Annotated in this window: 13 protein-coding genes, 2 tRNA genes and 1 pseudogene; 11 read left to right on the top strand and 5 right to left on the bottom strand. The window is 62.2% G+C overall.

The window, feature by feature from the left end; all coding sequences use genetic code 11:
• Nucleotides 1-144: 144 nt before the first annotated feature.
• The gene (locus HMPREF2967_RS12285) at nt 145-1,479 is read right to left on the bottom strand and encodes an AAA family ATPase (protein ID WP_070686760.1); all 1,335 of its coding nucleotides are present in this window, start codon (nt 1,477-1,479) and stop codon (nt 145-147) included.
• 152 nt (nt 1,480-1,631) lie between these two features.
• Between HMPREF2967_RS12285 and HMPREF2967_RS12280 the strand changes: the two genes are divergently transcribed.
• The 8 genes from HMPREF2967_RS12280 (at nt 1,632) to HMPREF2967_RS12245 (ending at nt 9,232) form a co-directional block, all read left to right on the top strand.
• Nucleotides 1,632-2,057 (top strand): hypothetical protein, encoded by a 426-nt coding sequence (locus HMPREF2967_RS12280; RefSeq protein ID WP_070686758.1) that lies wholly within the window; start codon nt 1,632-1,634, stop codon nt 2,055-2,057.
• A gap of 212 nt (nt 2,058-2,269) precedes the next feature.
• Nucleotides 2,270-2,343: transfer RNA gene (locus HMPREF2967_RS12275), tRNA-Ile, on the top strand.
• Between the two features lie 31 nt (nt 2,344-2,374).
• Entirely contained in the window at nt 2,375-3,448 is a 1,074-nt protein-coding gene (locus HMPREF2967_RS12270; protein WP_070686789.1) for a trimeric intracellular cation channel family protein, read from the top strand.
• Between the two features lie 38 nt (nt 3,449-3,486).
• On the top strand, nt 3,487-5,085 hold the full coding sequence (locus HMPREF2967_RS12265) for a peptide ABC transporter substrate-binding protein (protein WP_232770865.1): 1,599 nt from the start codon (nt 3,487-3,489) through the stop codon (nt 5,083-5,085).
• A gap of 43 nt (nt 5,086-5,128) precedes the next feature.
• On the top strand, nt 5,129-6,697 hold the full coding sequence (locus tag HMPREF2967_RS12260) for a mechanosensitive ion channel domain-containing protein (protein WP_070686754.1): 1,569 nt from the start codon (nt 5,129-5,131) through the stop codon (nt 6,695-6,697).
• Between the two features lie 256 nt (nt 6,698-6,953).
• The gene (locus tag HMPREF2967_RS12255) at nt 6,954-7,574 is read left to right on the top strand and encodes an excalibur calcium-binding domain-containing protein (protein ID WP_070686751.1); all 621 of its coding nucleotides are present in this window, start codon (nt 6,954-6,956) and stop codon (nt 7,572-7,574) included.
• Nucleotides 7,575-7,594: 20 nt separating this feature from the next.
• Nucleotides 7,595-8,398 carry a serine hydrolase domain-containing protein gene (locus HMPREF2967_RS12250; protein WP_070686749.1) on the top strand — a complete coding sequence of 268 codons (804 nt, stop codon included), beginning with the start codon at nt 7,595-7,597 and terminating at the stop codon, nt 8,396-8,398.
• 399 nt (nt 8,399-8,797) lie between these two features.
• Nucleotides 8,798-9,232, top strand: a complete 435-nt coding sequence (locus HMPREF2967_RS12245; protein WP_070686746.1) for a hypothetical protein — start codon at nt 8,798-8,800, stop codon at nt 9,230-9,232.
• A gap of 3 nt (nt 9,233-9,235) precedes the next feature.
• Here the strand turns inward: HMPREF2967_RS12245 and HMPREF2967_RS12240 are convergent, their stop codons facing one another.
• The gene (locus HMPREF2967_RS12240) at nt 9,236-10,015 is read right to left on the bottom strand and encodes an HAD-IIA family hydrolase (protein ID WP_070562692.1); all 780 of its coding nucleotides are present in this window, start codon (nt 10,013-10,015) and stop codon (nt 9,236-9,238) included.
• Nucleotides 10,012-10,314 carry an acyl carrier protein gene (locus HMPREF2967_RS12235; protein ID WP_070519714.1) on the bottom strand — a complete coding sequence of 101 codons (303 nt, stop codon included), beginning with the start codon at nt 10,312-10,314 and terminating at the stop codon, nt 10,012-10,014. The genes HMPREF2967_RS12240 and HMPREF2967_RS12235 overlap by 4 nt, the downstream gene beginning before the upstream one ends.
• A gap of 26 nt (nt 10,315-10,340) precedes the next feature.
• On the opposite strand from HMPREF2967_RS12235, the gene HMPREF2967_RS12230 reads away from it, so the two are divergent.
• On the top strand, nt 10,341-11,354 hold the full coding sequence (locus HMPREF2967_RS12230) for an alpha/beta fold hydrolase (protein WP_070686744.1): 1,014 nt from the start codon (nt 10,341-10,343) through the stop codon (nt 11,352-11,354).
• Between the two features lie 215 nt (nt 11,355-11,569).
• Here HMPREF2967_RS12230 and aceE read toward each other — a convergent pair whose 3' ends face one another.
• Entirely contained in the window at nt 11,570-14,326 is a 2,757-nt protein-coding gene (gene aceE / locus HMPREF2967_RS12225) for a pyruvate dehydrogenase (acetyl-transferring), homodimeric type (RefSeq protein ID WP_070532701.1), read from the bottom strand.
• A gap of 172 nt (nt 14,327-14,498) precedes the next feature.
• Between aceE and HMPREF2967_RS12220 the strand changes: the two genes are divergently transcribed.
• Together HMPREF2967_RS12220 and HMPREF2967_RS12215 are read left to right on the top strand one after the other, a co-directional pair.
• Nucleotides 14,499-14,936, top strand: a complete 438-nt coding sequence (locus HMPREF2967_RS12220; protein ID WP_070517365.1) for a DUF3052 domain-containing protein — start codon at nt 14,499-14,501, stop codon at nt 14,934-14,936.
• A gap of 110 nt (nt 14,937-15,046) precedes the next feature.
• Nucleotides 15,047-15,119: transfer RNA gene (locus tag HMPREF2967_RS12215), tRNA-Val, on the top strand.
• Between the two features lie 259 nt (nt 15,120-15,378).
• Here the strand turns inward: HMPREF2967_RS12215 and HMPREF2967_RS13310 are convergent.
• Nucleotides 15,379-15,651: pseudogene (locus HMPREF2967_RS13310) on the bottom strand (transposase); the annotation flags it as partial.

Below are 15,651 nucleotides of genomic sequence, written 5' to 3'. Positions count from 1 at the left end.
ACCGGAACGTTGTCGCCTGGAGCCGCGTAGGCTCCAGAGCTTTTCTAGAGGCCTTTTACCTAGCGATCTCTCTTCGCGTCTAAGCGCAGACCGTGAAGGTGTATTAATTCGTTGGAGGGAGTCGTTGCCAAACGCCCGCCCTTTTCATGCACCGTCCGTGACAAGCTCCCGCAGCGCAGCCAGTGCCTCGCGGGAGGCGGTGCCGTAACGCTCGCGCAGAAATCGGTGGGTGGCATCGGGGTTGTCTAGTGAGATGGATGTGTCGCTGAGGTTGTGCAGCTCTGATTCGCCGGCGGAGGTCTTCTCCACGGACCAGAAGCTCTCGGCGCGCAGGCCCAGCTCGCCGGCGCGCTCGAGGACGCTGAAGGTGTGGGAGGCAAAGATGAGCTGCGCGCCGTTGACGTTGATGCTGGGTTCGCGAAAGGCCTGGATGATGAAGTCGAGGAGTGCTGGGCGCAGGGCGGAATCCAGCTCATCGGCCACCAGGATTCCGCCGCGGCGCAGGGTATCGAGAACCAGGGGAGCGGTGGCCATCCAGTTCTGCGTGCCGCCGGATTCATCGGTCAGCTTCAGCTCGTAGAAGGAATCATCGGCCTTGTGCTCCACGATGATGGCGTGCAGCAAGGATTCAATCTCCGCATCGGTGTAGCCGCGGAACTCGTCGGGGCGGCGGATGCTGCCGTCGCTGTGGCTAAGCGCATCGATGACCGGGCGCATCTGGCGGAAGACGTGCTCCGGGATGTGGTCCTGGTTGAGCCGCACGGAGTGGATACCGGCATCGGCCGCGCGCAGCAGCGCGGCAGCCTCATGCAGGTGCAGCTTGCCAGTCCGGATGAGGGTGGTGATGCGTGAGGACGTGCTGATGGAAGAGTGCCCGTGCGGCAGGTAGGCCACGTCGTGCACCAGGGCACGGGCCAGCGGTGCGAGGACCGGGTGGCCATCGCGCAGGCCGGCGGAGAGGATTAGCTCGGTGTCCGCAACGGGGCCGAGCTTGGCCGCATCCCCCCGATCCATAAAGGATCTCGTCCACTGCACCTCCTCACCGCGGGTGCGCACGAAGCAGGGGCTCCACCTCGTCGATGGCACGCGGCTGAGCCATTCCGCGTGTACGCCGGTGAAACTCCACTGGAATCCGTAGAGGTAGCGCACGCCATCGAGCTCAAAATCCAGCTCAAAAGTGCTGGGCAGGCGCTGCGTGCGGGGATCCAGGCGGTACGGGGCGTGGGGGAGTTGGTTGGGTGGGGCGTCGGCAAGCCAGGTGGTGGCGGAGGATTCGATGGCGAGCAGGGCGAAGGCGAGGGCATTGAGGACGCTGCTCTTTCCCGACGCCGTGGGACCGATGAGTACGGCGGTGGGCTCGCTGATCTGTGCCCATCCTTCCTCCGGGGCGGTGGAGTGCTGCCAGTGGTGGTACAGCGAAAGCGTCTGCGTGGCGCGAATGCTGCGGAAGTTAGACACGCTAAAGGAAAGGAGCCTCATGGTCGCGACACTACAGGCTCACGCATGCCGGATCCTAGAAGGCTGTCTTAGAACCGGGTGCGTGCCCTCATCCGGATTTCGGACTCACTCCAGCAGTCGCTGGTAGCGTCTGTTGACATACCGCAACCAGCAACCACAGGAGGCCGCATCCTATGGACGGAGATATCACTGGGCTGCTTGTGTGTGTCGGTTTAGTGCTGGTCATGGTGGCCTACTGGCCTTTCTATATCCGGGGCGTGCGGAGGAATCCTCAATCAGAAGAGTGGTACGACTCAGCCGATGCAACAGGTGCAGAAAGCGATGGCGTCCTCTTCATTTATCCTTATGGCACGCTCATTATGGGCGCGGCCGGTGCCACAGGGTTGGTGGCAAGTGCAAACCTTCCCGAGTCCGTCGAAACGGTGCTGATTGTTCCGCTCGTGGCGGCTTTCGTCATTGGAGTCATTGGGTTTACGGGGGCGATTGGGGTTCCGCTTCCGTGGCCTTTTGTTCCGCGGTGGGTCGTGGACATCCGCAAAGCAAAGCGCGCGCGACGCCGCGCGCGCAGGCAAGCCAGAAGAATGAAGAAGAAGGAATAGGCTTGGCCGTTATCTCAGCGCCCTGAAACTCAGCCCGGCCAAAAGTGAGCAGAAGCGTGCCTTGGCTCCGTCGTGGCGGGTGAAAGGGCGGAAGAGCGCTGCTGAAGCTCAGACAGCGATTTCAGGGGCCTAAATTGCCGTTTTCTGGGCCCGCCGATTAATGTTGCTGGGAGCGGATTCGCTGTGTGCATAAAAGCAGGCGGGGAATACGCGGGGCTATAGCTCAGTCGGTTAGAGCTACGGACTCATAATCCGTTGGTCCCGGGTTCGAGCCCCGGTGGCCCCACTTTTGCGGCTTACCCGATACGATGACCACCATGAGCGTTGTCGAGATGGACCCATTGATCGAGTCGCTGTACTACTGGTCCGACATCATTGGTGTTCTCCTCATGGGCATGATTGGCGGCACCATGGCCCGCCAGCGTGGCTATGACATCGTGGGCTTCTTCTTCATTGCGATGTTCTCCTCCCTCGGCGGCGGCATGATTCGTGACGTGCTGATCAACCGCGGCACCGTCGCCGCGATGAGTCAGCCGGAGTATCTCTACCTGGCGTTCGCCGGCGCAATCATCGCCCGCTTCGTCTACTTCAAAGGCAAGACGTGGGACTATGTCCAGTCCCATGGGGATGCGGTGGTCTCGGCATTGTGGGCGTCGACAGGCGCGCTCAAGGCCATTGCCTATGGCCTGCCGCTGATTCCCTGCATCATGATGGGCGTGTTCACAGCCACCGGTGGATCCATGATTCGTGATATCGCCATGGGCCGCGAGCCCGCCGTCTTCGGGGATAACACCCCCACCGTGATCCCCGCGGTGGCTTGCGCCCTGGTGGTGCTCGGCGCGGACTCGGCCGGATACTTGGCCTGGGGAGTCATCCTGGGGCCCGTCGTCTCCTTCGTGATGACGATGCTGGGTATTTGGGCCGGGTGGCGCGTGCCCGCCCGCCAGGAGTGGGCGCCGGTCAATGACACCGCGGCTTACGTCATGGTGATGGCGCGCAAGGCGGAGAGCAAAGGCAGGGCCGTGGGGCGTCGTCTAGAACCCACCAAACTCCGCTCCTGGCGCCACAACCAGATGGAGAAAGCACTGCAGCGCCGTATTGAGCGCGAAGTGCGCGCCGGCAAGCGACGTGCGGAAGCGGCTATCGACGCCAACGAGTTCCTTGATTCCTTCAACGAGGAAGTCGCGGAGATGTCGGAGATGATGGAGCCGGCCCCCGCGGAGGCGGAAACCCCCGATTTCGGCGTGGATTTAAGCGGTGACTCCTATGAAACCCCGAGCGCTGATGAGCCCTCACCGCGCGAGCTTCTGGACCGCATTTTGGCCGATGACCAGCTCACCGATGAATTGGTGGAGAGGCTCATGCGCCGTTATGAAAAGAGAGATGATTAGATCCTTTAAAGTATTAGTGAGAGTGAGGTGATGAACGCGTGACTTCGAGGCGTTCTTTTCTAGGCATGCTGGCGGCGTTAGCGGTGTCGGGCGTCGTGGCGCCCACGGTGACGGGATGCACGGCGGAGCCTGGCAACGTCGACACCTCAGACATGAACCTCATCACCACGGATATCTCGGAGCCACAGCGCACCCTCATCCCGGCTGATTCCAACGATGTGCCGGGGCAGACCATCATCAACCTTGTGTACTCGGGGTTGATGTACCTGGATGAAACCGGTGGCGCTCACTATGATTTGGCGGAATCCATCACGCAGGTCGATGACACGACATATGACGTGGTGATTAGGGATGACGCCGTGTTTTCCGACGGTTCAACCATGGAAGCAGAAGACTTCGTCGATACGTGGAATACCGCGGTGCGCCAGTCGCTGCTCTCCGCGCATCACTTTGAACCAATCCTGGGCTTCCACGAAGGCAGGAAGTCAATGCGCGGCCTTAAGGTGACGGGGCCGAAAACTTTCCGCATTGAGCTCTCACGCCCCACGGCGGGATTCCTCGAGCGCCTGGGATACTCGGTCTTTTTCCCCATGCGCTCCGAAGACCAGGATAGGCTGAGCGATCGCGGAACAGATCCCATCGGCAGCGGGCCTTATGTGCTGGCTTCCTGGGAGCGCGAGAAGGCTGTGACCCTCGTGCCGAACCCTCGCTACAAGGGGCCGCGAACGCCGCAGAATGAAGGCATCAAGTTCGTGGTGTATTCCTCGGAGGAGCAGGCCTACCAGGACCTCGTAGATGGCAAGCTGGATGTGCTCACGCGGATCCCAGCGGAGAAGCTAGGCAGCTTCGAAAAGGAACTGGGCTCCCGCGCCTTGACCAAACCTGGCGGTTCCATCATGGAAATCACCATCCCCGCCAACGATGCGAACTTCCGCGGTGAGGCCGGACGCTTGCGCCGCCGCGCGTTGTCCATGGCAATCGACCGCGAAGGAATGGCCCGGGACATCTTCCACGGAATGGTGCTTCCCGCCACCGGCTTCGTCGCGCCGCTGGACGGTTCCATTCCGCCAACACCGGAGGGGGCCGACGTCTTGACCTACCAGCCGGATAAGGCCCGCGAATTGTGGGAGCAGGCGGAAAAGCTAGACCCGTTTGATGGGATTTTCAGCATTTCCTATAACACCGACGGCGGCCATAAGACCTGGATCGACGCCGTGGCGAAGCAACTGACGGATACCCTCGGCGTGCCGGCGGAGGGCCATGAGTTTGCCACTTTGAAGGACCTTAGACAAGAGGTGATTGCCCGTCATCTCACCGGTGCCTTCCGCACGATTTGGCAGGCGGAGTTCCCAGAGGAATCTACCTTCCTGGTGCCTTTGTATGCGTCCTACTCTTCGGAAAATGAATCAGGATTTAACAGCTCTGAATACGATGAGCTGCTGAAGAAGGCGGGTCAGGCGAAGAGCCGGGAGGAAGCCCAAAAGCATTACACGGAGGCTCAAGGCCTGTTGCTGGAGAAGATGCCGGCGATTCCGCTGTGGACGACCAAGACTTTCTGCGCTTTCGGCGAGGACATCGTCCCCGCGGGCTACACGTGGAAGCCAACTCCGAATTACTATCTCATCCACCGCGCTTAAGGCTCCAAGGGTTCTGTCAGGCTGAAGGACTAGGCTTGGCGCAATGCTGAAGTATTACTTGTTCGCCGTGTGGCAGGCCATCGTGGATCACGGCCTGCCGCTGTTGGGAATGCTGTTGTTGGCGATTCTCATCCCGCGCATCGGCCGCTTGGCAGTGCGGGTCATTGAGTCCCGTCTGGATGAGAATCAAGAATCTACCAAGGCGCGTTTGGCGCTCGCCGGTGCACTGGTCTACGTGGCGCAGGCGGTTGCCTATTTCCTTCTTGTGTTGGCCGCGCTAGCCAACGTCGGGGTGCCACCCCTGGGCGCGGCTATCCCGGCGACAGTCGTTTCGGCCGCCGTCGGTTTCGGCGCGCAGGCCATCATCGGTGACTTCCTCGCGGGCTTCTTCATCCTCTCGGAAAAGCAGTTCGGCGTGGGTGATTACGTCAGCTTCGACGGTGTAACCGGCGTGGAGGGCACCGTCGTTTCGCTGACCCTGCGTACGACGACGGTGCGCACGCCCACCGGTGAAGTGGTCATGGTGCCGAATGGTTCCGCGGGCGTGGTCACGAACTTCTCGCAAGAATGGTCGCGCGCGGTGGTGGATATCGCAATCCCGGTCCACGAGGGCGAGTCCTTGCCGGAGATCACCGAACAGGTGGAAAAGATTTCGAAGCGAGCCCTTGAAGCCCCAGACATCCACGCGGATGTGGCCGGTGAGCTCGACGTTCTGCCCGCCACTGGGCTCACGGCCCCCACTGCGGCCGGCCAGCCATGGCAGGTGCAGTACCGCGTCCTCGTGCAGGTCAACCCCGCCCGCCAGTGGGCGGTGGAGCGCGCGATCCGCTCGGCGCTGCTCTCCACCTTCTGGGATCTGTACAAGCTTCCCACCGCTGAGGGCGTGCCGGGTGATGTCTCGCAGGAGCTTGGCGACGTCCCCGCTGCCGACGCCCCCACCACCATCATGCCGGCGGCAGATACTGCGGAGCCTTCGCACAAAGACGTGGCATCGGATGCGGAGACGGAGGCCATTGCGGCCGACGCCGTCGCTATGCCCCAAGACAGCAAAGATGACGGGCCGGGCCGGCCGGCTTATGCGGACGACTCCGAGGAGGATGAAGAGGACGATTATCAGCGCGGCATCTGGCGCGACGATAAGCCGGACAACAAGTGGAACTATTTCTGGACGCTTGGCGGGCGCGTGCGGGCCTCAACGACGGGGCTCATCGCCGGCCTCGGTGTAGTTGGCCTGTTGCTGCTTTCCTCCGCTAACCCTGATGGGGTGGACGCCGGGTGGCTATCGCCCTCGCGGTGGATGGGGCAGTCCGAATCCACTTCTGAGTCGGCGCAACCTTCTGCGCTTTCCTCCGCGCCACTGACCACACCTCAGGAGGCGCCGGTTGCTGACTCCACGGGCTCCGCAGAACAGGAGCCGACGGCAGAAGTTGATCCGGACACGCCAACTGATAGCACCCCGGACAGCGAAGCTGTGTATGCCCCCGCGGATCCGCAGGACGCCGAAACCCAGGCCCCAGTGGAGCAAAACTCCGAAACGCCCGCGCCCACGGCGAATGAGCAGCCTTCCGCTATCGTTTCTGAGGGAGCCGCAGAGCCGTTCACCGTGATGTAGCTCCGCGGCATCACCGAGAGGCGCCACAAAGAGATGAGAGAGGCGCGTGGAGAGGGCGCATCAGAGATATGAGTGATAGGGAAGTGCAGCGACGTAATGCGCTACATTTTTGATATCGGCGCGGCGGGCTCATCCGTTAACTCATGCGGTGTAGCCCGCTGCTGACTTCCAGCTCGCTGTGGCTTTCCAGCGTGATGTAGCCCTCGGATGAGCGCGATTTCCTGCGGGGTAGTGCTGCAGGATATAACTTGAGTTTATGAAGAAGTTCTCTCGCGCGGTCCTCGCCGCCTCTGTTTCTGTATCTGTCGCACTGTCCGTTGTTGTTCCTGCTCAGGCGGAGAACACTTCCCCTAACGCCGAGGCAACCGCAACGGTTTCCTCCGAGTCTGACTCCTCCTCCCAGGAAGCTGATTCCTCGAGCCAGGGTTCTGGCTCCTCCAACATGGACGAGGATGACGCCGAATTCCAGCAGTCGTCCGAAGGCGAAATGATTGCGCTCGGCGTGGGCATTACCGCAGCGGTCCTCGCGGCTGCCGCCGGTGGCGTGTACTGGGCGGTGCAGCAGCGCATCATTCCGAACCCGCTGCCGGGCATCATCCCTTCTCCGCCGGCACCAGCTCCGGCACCTGCTCCTGCACCGCAGCCTGCCCCCGCCCCCGCGCCGAAGCCAGCTCTGGCTCCTGCTCCAGCCCCGGCGCCCAAGCCGGCTCCCGCACCTAAACCGGCTCCGGCACCGAAGCCTGCCCCCGCGTCCTTTACTCGCTGCGCAGACGTGTGGAACGCACTAGGCCGCCCGATCTATGCGGGTGAGCCAGGTTTCCGCTCCAAGTTCGACCGTGACGGTGACGGAGTAGGCTGCGAAATCGATCCGCGCTAAGTCCCGTTAAGCTTGGGCGCATGAGCGCATTTTCTTCCCTTGAGTCCTGGCCCGTCGATACCGTTGCCGCCGCCTTGTTGCACCGCGGCGAGGTAGTAGAGCAGCTGGGGGATGTCTCCCGCCGCTTCCCGGTGGCCTCCGTGACCAAGCTGGTGGCCGCCTATGGGGTGATGGTGGCCGTGGAAGAAGGGGCGGTGGAGCTGGATCAGCCGGCAGGCCCTGAAGGCTCCACGTTGCGCCATCTTTTAGCCCATGCCTCGGGGGTGGGCTTTGATACTCGGGAGCAACAAAAGCCCGTCGGCGAGCGCCGCATCTACTCCTCGGCCGGCTATGAATGGGCCGCCGAGGAAGTAGAAAAGGCCACCGAGATTCCATTTGCTGAATACCTTGCTGAAGGCGTGTGTGCTCCTCTGGGCATGCAGGCTACAACTCTGGAGGGGTCAGCGGGCCATGGCTTGGTCTCCAGCGTGGAGGATCTCGCTGCCTTTGCCGGCGAGGTCTATTCGCCGCGCCTGCTCGATCCTTCGACGGTGGAGGAAATGCGCAGCGTTCAGTTCCCCGGTCTGCGCGGCATTGTTCCCGGCTATGGCAGCTTCAAAGACTGCACGTGGGGGTTGGGCTTTGAAATCCACGGTGAGAAGCAGCAGTGGATGGGTGGCTTGCCCGCCGATGCCGTGGGGCACTTCGGCATGAGCGGTACCTACCTGTGGGTGGCTGGTGACTGGGCCATGGTTGCGCTGACGGACCGCGATTTTGGCGAGTGGTGCAAGCCTTTGTGGGCTGAGACCAACACGGCCATCTGGCAGGAGTGCCAGGCGGGCTAGCCAGGGTGGCATGACGGTGTTGAGCGTCGTCGCGGCGTACCGTAGGGCGCCGCAACGGGGGTAGTGGGGTACCTGTGGCGACAACGCGCGCGTGTTGCACGCGTTGACTTATGTGACTGAAGTGATTGAAGGGGCGAATTTCGGGGTGGAAGTCTCAAGTTCTTGTTGAGGCTGTGGGGGCTTAAGCGCAGGTTGAGGGTTGTTGTGGCTCAAGTGGCGGGGGAAAATTGTGGGCACACAACGACGCACCGTGTGGCCGCATACTGCGGCGACACCAAGCGGTGTTCGCGCCTCGGCGCGAGTGACGTGATGAAGACAAGTTCGTAGGGGAAGACGAAGCTCGTCTTGCGTCGGCGCATGCCGGCGTGCCATCACTCGCACGTCAAAGGAGTTTAAGGAGTGAATCAACGCGTTCACCCGCAGCGGGCCGGTGCCACCGCGCCGGCCGCTTCAGCCACCCCACTTGGCAGCCCGGCAGATAGCTGGCCCAACCGCGCCTGCGGTGAGGTCTGCACCGCCGTGCTGCAGATCTCGGGCATGCCGCGCAGTCTGCGCCCTGCCATCGAGCGCGCCATGGCGCGCTGCATCGCCAGCGAAAGCGAGTTCATAGTGCCTGGTGATGACCCGCTGACCGCCCAATGGTGTACCCGTTGGCACCGCGACCCAGTATGGGATCCGCTTAGCGGCCGCGTTCCTGACAACGCAGGCGGCCTCGGGATAGGCTGCCAGCAAGTTATTACGGGAACGCCCAGCGAACTGGACGCACTGGGCCGCGCCGTGGAGATGTTGGCGGGGGAGTACGGGTTCAGGGGCGTCGTCAAGCGTGCGGTCTAAGTCCTAGTCCGCGAAGGGATCCAGGATGCGCTCCGGAAGCTCCGCCACGGAGTCAATGACGTGAGTTGGGCGGAAAGGGTAGCGCTCGATGATGCTGTCATCACTGATGCCTGAGCGCACCAGGATGCTGCGCATGCCGGCCTCCAAACCGGACTTGACGTCGGTATCCATGCGGTCACCGATCATGACGGTATTTTCCGAGTGCGCGCCGATGTTATTCAAAGCGCTGCGCATCATGACTGGGTTCGGCTTGCCCACGTAGTAAGGCTCGCGGTTGGTCGCCGCAGTAATGAGTGCCGCGACAGCACCCGTGGCCGGCAGCACGCCCTGCGGGGCCGGGCCCGTGACGTCCGGGTTGGTCGCGATGAACCGCGCGCCGTTGCGGATAAGGTTGATAGCCGTGGTGATGGCTTCAAAAGAATACGTGCGGGTTTCACCCAAGACCACGAAGTCCGCGTCGCGGTCATTGAGAATCCAGCCGGCCTCGTGCAGAGCGGTGGTCAGCCCGGACTCGCCCACGACGTAGGCCGTGGACAGGCCGGCCTGGGTGGACAGGAAGGCCGCCGTGGCCGTCGCCGAGGTCCAGATGCGCTCCGCCGGGATGTCGAGACCGGTGTTCTTCAGACGTGCGGAGAGATCCCGCGGGGTGGACATCGAGTTGTTCGTGAGCACCATGTACTCGATGTTGTTATCCTTCAGCGCCTGGATGAATTTATCCGCGCCGGGAATCATTTCCCCTTCCTTGATGAGGACGCCGTCCATGTCTGAGAGATAGGAAATCACGAGTGTTCCTCCACATAATCAGCAAGTTCGCCCACCGTGGTGACGGAGAGCATGGTTTCTTCATTAAGGCGGACCCCGCAGGCCTCCTCGAGGCGCACGGCTAATTCGATGCGCTCGAGCGACTCAACCCCCAGGTCCTCCAATTTCGCTTCGCGCTCCAGGCCTTCCTCCACGCCGGTCACCTTTGTGATGAGGCGGGTGAGCTCGCCGTATGCGTCTCCGGCGGGGGAAGCTTCTTTTTCTTCTGCCGGCGCGGAGCCGAAGCGGGCTTGGAGTTGCGCTGAAAGGTCATTAGCCATGGGGCCCAGTCTAGTATTGAAATGTCATGGTTATTCGAGCACGTTCCTCCGCCATCGCCCGCAGCTGGTCGCGCCGGGCCCGCCCCCGCATGCGCTCCATCGAGCACACCGTCCACGATCAGTTGCATGATCTCACGACAGAGCCGGGCCTGACCGGGGTGAAGGACTCGGGCTGCGTGGACAACGACGGCGTGCGCGTGGCGTGGTACGAGGTAGGCCCGCAGGACGCGGAGGTCACCGTGGTTTTCATCCACGGCTACTGCCTGTCTGCTGAGAGCTTCTACTCCCAGGTCAACGACGTGCGCCGCAACTACCCTTCGGTGCGCTGCCTGCTTGTCGACGTCCGCGGCCACGGCCAATCCACCCACGTCACTCCCGCGCAGTGCACGGTTCGGGGCGCGGCCGACGACGTGCTGGCCGTCATCGCTGAGCGTGCCGCCGAGGGGCCGTTGGTGCTGCTTGGGCACTCGATGGGCGGAATGATTGCGCTTAACCTGCTGCGCCGCGCCCCGCGGGATGTCTTTCACCGCGTTGAGGGGATGGCGCTGGTGGCTACCTCGGTGCAGCGCTTTGCGGCCGAGGGCGTGGCGCGTGTCTTGGAATCGAAGACCCTCGGCGCGGTCTACCGCGCGTGCTTGAAGCTGCCCCGTCGGCTCAACCGCGTGCGCTTCGAGGCGGCGGCGCTTATCGCCCCGGCCTTCGCGGCGCTGCTGCAGGGCTTTCCACAAATGGACAAGCTGCAATTCCACGTGGCGATGCTGCTGGATACGCCGATGTCGAGCTATGCGGGCTTCTTCGATGACTTGGTGGAGCACTCCGAGTTCGGCGCAACGGCCCGGCTGCGCAGCGTGCCGGGCGAAATCGTGGTGGGCCAGCATGACATCGTGACCCCGCACCGCCAATCGGAGGTGATTGCCCGCCACTGGCCGGGCTCCACCCTGACTGTCATTGACGGCGCCGGGCACATGGTGATTTTGGAGGAGCCCAGCGAGGTCTCCAAGGCGTTGGGGCGCGTTCTCGATGGGGTGCTGGGCAGCTAGGGCCTGCTGCTGATTTTGGCAGAGGCTTGTGCCGGCGGCGGTTGGGCCATGCGCGGTGCCCGAACTGCCCGTTCTGCCAAAGTTATAGCCTCTGATTCAAGATCTGGCCAGAACTTTGGCAACAACGGCAGTTGCCCCTCGGCTTGAACATGAGCTGAACATGAGAAAGCCCCTCCTGCTCAGGCAGAAGGGGCTTGAGGTTTTAGGCTCTAGCCTTAGTCCTCATCGGAGGACGTGGAGAGGGTGGACGTCGGGTCGTCGAGCTTGAGCTCGCGAGCCGCCTTCTCCACGGTGCTGCGCTCCACCTTGCCCTCGCGAGCCAAGCCCTCGAGGACTGCGACGACGATGGACTCGGCGTCGGTGTTGAAGTAGCGGCGGGCACCCTCGCGGGTATCAGAGAAGCCGAAGCCGTCTGCACCCAGGACGATGTAGTCACCCGGGACGTAGGGGCGAATCTGCTCCTGCAGGTCCGTGGCGAAGTCGGAGACACCAACGAACGGTCCCTCGAAGCCCTTGAGCTGGGAGGTGGCGAATGCCTCGGTCGGCTCAACGCCCTTGCGCAGAGCTTCCTTGTTGCGGGCAGCGCCGTCGCGCGCCAGCTTGACCCACGAGGTGACGGAGAACAGCGACGCCTTGACGTCGTAGCTTTCCGCCAGGATTTCCTGTGCACGCAGGGCCTCGTACATGCCCACACCGGAGGCCAGGATGTTGGCCGGGATGGAGCCGGACTCAGCGGTGTTGTAGTGGTAGATGCCCTTGTGCAGGCCCTCGACGTCGAGGTTCTCCGGCTCGGCAGGCTGCTTGACCGGCTCGTTGTACACGGTGATGTAGTACATGATCGGCTCGTTGTCCTCGCCGTACATGCGCTCGATACCGCGCGGGACCAGGTGCGCAATCTCGTAGCCGAAGGCTGGGTCGTAGACCTCCACGGCCGGGTTGGTCGACGCCAGGATCGGGGAGTGGCCGTCCATGTGCTGCAGGCCCTCGCCGGTCAGGGTGGTGCGGCCGGCGGTAGCGCCGATGATGAAGCCGCGGCCCAGCTGGTCGCCGGCAGCCCAGAAGGCATCGCCGGTGCGCTGGAAGCCGAACATCGAGTAGAAGATGTACAGCGGAATCATCGCCTCGCCCTGGGTGGCGTAGGAAGTAGCAGCTGCGGTGAAGGATGCGGCTGCGCCTGCCTCAGAAATACCCTCGTGCAGAATCTGGCCGTCGGCAGCCTCGCGGTAGGAGAGCATGAGGTCATGATCCACCGGGACGTAGTTCTGGCCGCGCGGGTTCCAAATCTTGAGAGTCGGGAACCAGGAGTCCATGCCGAAGGTGCGGGCCTCATCCGGAATGATCGGAACGACGCGCTTGCCCAGCTCCTTATCGCGCATGAGCTCCTTGAAGGTACGCACCAGAGCCATGGTCGTTGCCACGTCCTGCTTGCCCGAGCCCTTGCGCACCGAACGCAGCTTGGACAGATCCGGGGTGGTGAGAGTTTCGAAGTTCTCACGGCGCTCCGGCAAGAAGCCACCCAACTCGTTGCGGCGCTCCAGCATGTACTTGATTTCCGGGGCGTCCTTGCCCGGGTGGTAGTACGGCGGCAGGTACGGATCGGCTTCGAGCTGCTCGTCGCTGATCGGGATTCCCTGCTTATCGCGGAAGAGCTTCAGATCCTCCAGCGTCAGCTTCTTCATCTGGTGGGTCGCATTGCGGCCCTCGAAGTTGTGGCCCAAGCCGTAGCCCTTAATGGTGTGGGCCAGGATGACCGTCGGGCGGCCGGTGCCCGCGTAGCTCAGCGCCTTGTCGTATGCGGCGTAGATCTTGCGGTAGTCGTGGCCGCCGCGGCGCAGTGCCCAAATCTCATCATCGGACATGTCCTCAACCAGCTTGAGCGTGCGCTCATCACGGCCGAAGAAGTGCTCGCGGACGTAGGCGCCGTCGTTAGCCTTGAACGTCTGGTAGTCACCATCAGAGGTGGTGTTCATGATGTTGACCAGGGCGCCGTCCTTATCGGCTTCAAGCAGCTTGTCCCAGCCGCGGCCCCAGACAATCTTGATGACGGACCAGCCAGCACCGCGGAAGAAGGACTCCAGCTCCTGAATGATCTGGGTATTGCCGCGCACCGGGCCGTCGAGACGCTGCAGGTTGCAGTTGACCACGAAGGTCAGGTTGTCCAGCTCGTAGAGGGACGCCATTTGCAGCAGACCGCGGGACTCCGGCTCATCCATCTCGCCGTCGCCGAGGAAGGCCCAGACGTGCTGCTTGGAGGTGTCCTTAATGCCGCGCTTCTCCAGATACTTGTTGAAGCGTGCCTGGTAGATGGCGTTGATGGGGCCAAGGCCCATGGACACGGTGGGGAATTCCCAGAAGTCCGGCATCAGGCGCGGGTGCGGGTAGGACGGCAGGCCCTTGCCTTCGCCGCGCGAGTGCTCCTGGCGGAAACCATCGAGGTCTTCCTCAGTGAGGCGGCCTTCCATGAAGGCGCGTGCGTAGACGCCCGGTGAAGCGTGGCCCTGGAAGAAGACCTGGTCACCGCCGGAGGGATCATCCTTGCCCTTGAAGAAGTGGTTCAGGCCCACTTCGTAGAGCGGGGCAGCACCTGCGTACGTGGAAATGTGTCCACCGACGCCAATGCCCGGGCGCTGTGCGCGGTGCACCATGATGGCCGCGTTCCAGCGGATCCAGCGGCGGTAGCGCTTCTCCAATTCCTCATCGCCCGGGAACTCCGGCTCGAGGGAGGTCGGGATGGTGTTGACAAAATCCGAGGACGTCAGGGACGGCAACGGCACGCGCTTGGCGGTAGCGCGCTCAAGAAGACGCAGCATGAGGTAGCGGGCGCGCTCCGGATCGGAAGAGTCCAGCAGACCGTCGAGGGAGTCCATCCACTCGCGGGTTTCCTCCGGGTCGGAGTCGTGCAAGTATGCTGCCACGCCATCGCGAACGATGGGGAAGTTGGAGTCGCCGTTGTGGGCGTCCAAGTCGGCCATTAAATCCTCCTGGTTCGTAGTACAAAGATCTGTTCCTAGGATACGCGCCGCTTTCACGGCGGGGCATTTGGAGGCCCCCAGGGGTGGTTTCATGGGGGAAAATGTCCACCACTGGGGAAGATGGGGGAGGTTCGTCGCGAAAAAGTGCACCGTAGACGTTAAAATACTCTGCATGACATCAACTACTTCATCGGAAGGAACTCAGCGAGTGACGGGATTTGCAGCCAAGCTCGGCATCGAAGAGGGGCAGATTGCTCTGGAGCTTGGCTGGGACGAGGACTGTGACTCCACGATTTCTGAGTCCATCGAGGACGTGTTGGGGGAGGATTTCCTCGATGAGGAGACCGACGAGCTGTGTGACCTCGTGCTGCTGTGGTGGCGCGCGGAGGACGGCGATTTGGTCGATGGGCTGGTCGATGCCACCCGTCCCCTGGGTGATTCGGGCCGTATCTGGCTGCTGACCCCAGGTGCTGGAAAGCCGGGCAACCTCGAGCCCGGTGAGATCTCCGAATCCGCACAGCTGGCTGGTCTGGTGCAGACCAAGGCTGAGCGCCTCGGCGAGTGGCAGGGTTCCTGCCTTGTAGCCCGCGGCTACACCAAGAAGCCTTAAGGGCTAGCGCAGGATATGCCTGCTCACGCGGCATTCGCAGCGACTAGTTACACCCTGATTTGTTGCTGCGGGTGCCCATAGGCTAATCTTGTGCGAGCACACAGTGCACTGCGGCTTTAGCTCAGCTGGAAGAGCAACTGGTTTACACCCAGTAGGTCGGGGGTTCGATCCCCTCAGGCCGCACAAAATGGAAGGCCAAACCAACTTTAAGGTTTGGCCTTTTACTTATTCCCGGGTTGATCCCGGATGAGGGGATGAATGAAGTACTTACGCGTGTTCACGGAGGTCACTTTTGCCCCGTAAGTATTTCAAACTACTTTTCTCCAGAAGTGCGCCCAATCCTAGGTGGCGCTACACGGAGCTTGAACAGGAAAGCCTCAAGCACATGTAAGGCGAAGTCGTTAGGGATGCCTTGATCAGTGCGTCCCTGACTTAGGCCAATTTAGTGCGGAAGTTCGCGGCCGGTGATTGCTTGGATGGTGGCGGTGAGGTCGGGTGGGAGTGGTACGGCGGCGTGAATGGTTTCGCCGCCAGCGACGAGTTGAAAGCTGCGGTATTTCTTGAGTGTTCTCACGAGGCGTTTGATGGATTGGCCACTGCGTGTTTCCATCAGGTGAGCCACGGCTAGTGCGGCCATCACGATATTGAGATGTGCTGTGATCGAGTCTTGTTTCCTGGCGTAGATTGGGCGTGCTTTCAGGTCTGATTTCGACAT

It is taken from the genome of Corynebacterium sp. HMSC059E07 (assembly GCF_001814395.1).
Classification (GTDB): Bacteria; Actinomycetota; Actinomycetes; order Mycobacteriales; family Mycobacteriaceae; genus Corynebacterium; species Corynebacterium hesseae.
This window is presented reverse-complemented; position numbering and strand designations above follow the sequence as displayed.

Excerpts from the sequence above, each read along its gene's own strand:
- HMPREF2967_RS12220 (WP_070517365.1), top strand. The coding sequence starts at position 14,499 with ATGACATCAACTACTTCATCGGAAGGAACTCAGCGAGTGACGGGATTT.
- HMPREF2967_RS12270 (WP_070686789.1), top strand. The coding sequence starts at position 2,375 with ATGAGCGTTGTCGAGATGGACCCATTGATCGAGTCGCTGTACTACTGG.
- HMPREF2967_RS12260 (WP_070686754.1), top strand. The coding sequence starts at position 5,129 with ATGCTGAAGTATTACTTGTTCGCCGTGTGGCAGGCCATCGTGGATCAC.
- HMPREF2967_RS12235 (WP_070519714.1), bottom strand. The coding sequence starts at position 10,314 with ATGGCTAATGACCTTTCAGCGCAACTCCAAGCCCGCTTCGGCTCCGCG.
- HMPREF2967_RS12230 (WP_070686744.1), top strand. The coding sequence starts at position 10,341 with ATGGTTATTCGAGCACGTTCCTCCGCCATCGCCCGCAGCTGGTCGCGC.
- HMPREF2967_RS12250 (WP_070686749.1), top strand. The coding sequence starts at position 7,595 with ATGAGCGCATTTTCTTCCCTTGAGTCCTGGCCCGTCGATACCGTTGCC.
- HMPREF2967_RS12285 (WP_070686760.1), bottom strand. The coding sequence starts at position 1,479 with ATGAGGCTCCTTTCCTTTAGCGTGTCTAACTTCCGCAGCATTCGCGCC.
- aceE (WP_070532701.1), bottom strand. The coding sequence starts at position 14,326 with ATGGCCGACTTGGACGCCCACAACGGCGACTCCAACTTCCCCATCGTT.
- HMPREF2967_RS12280 (WP_070686758.1), top strand. The coding sequence starts at position 1,632 with ATGGACGGAGATATCACTGGGCTGCTTGTGTGTGTCGGTTTAGTGCTG.
- HMPREF2967_RS12255 (WP_070686751.1), top strand. The coding sequence starts at position 6,954 with ATGAAGAAGTTCTCTCGCGCGGTCCTCGCCGCCTCTGTTTCTGTATCT.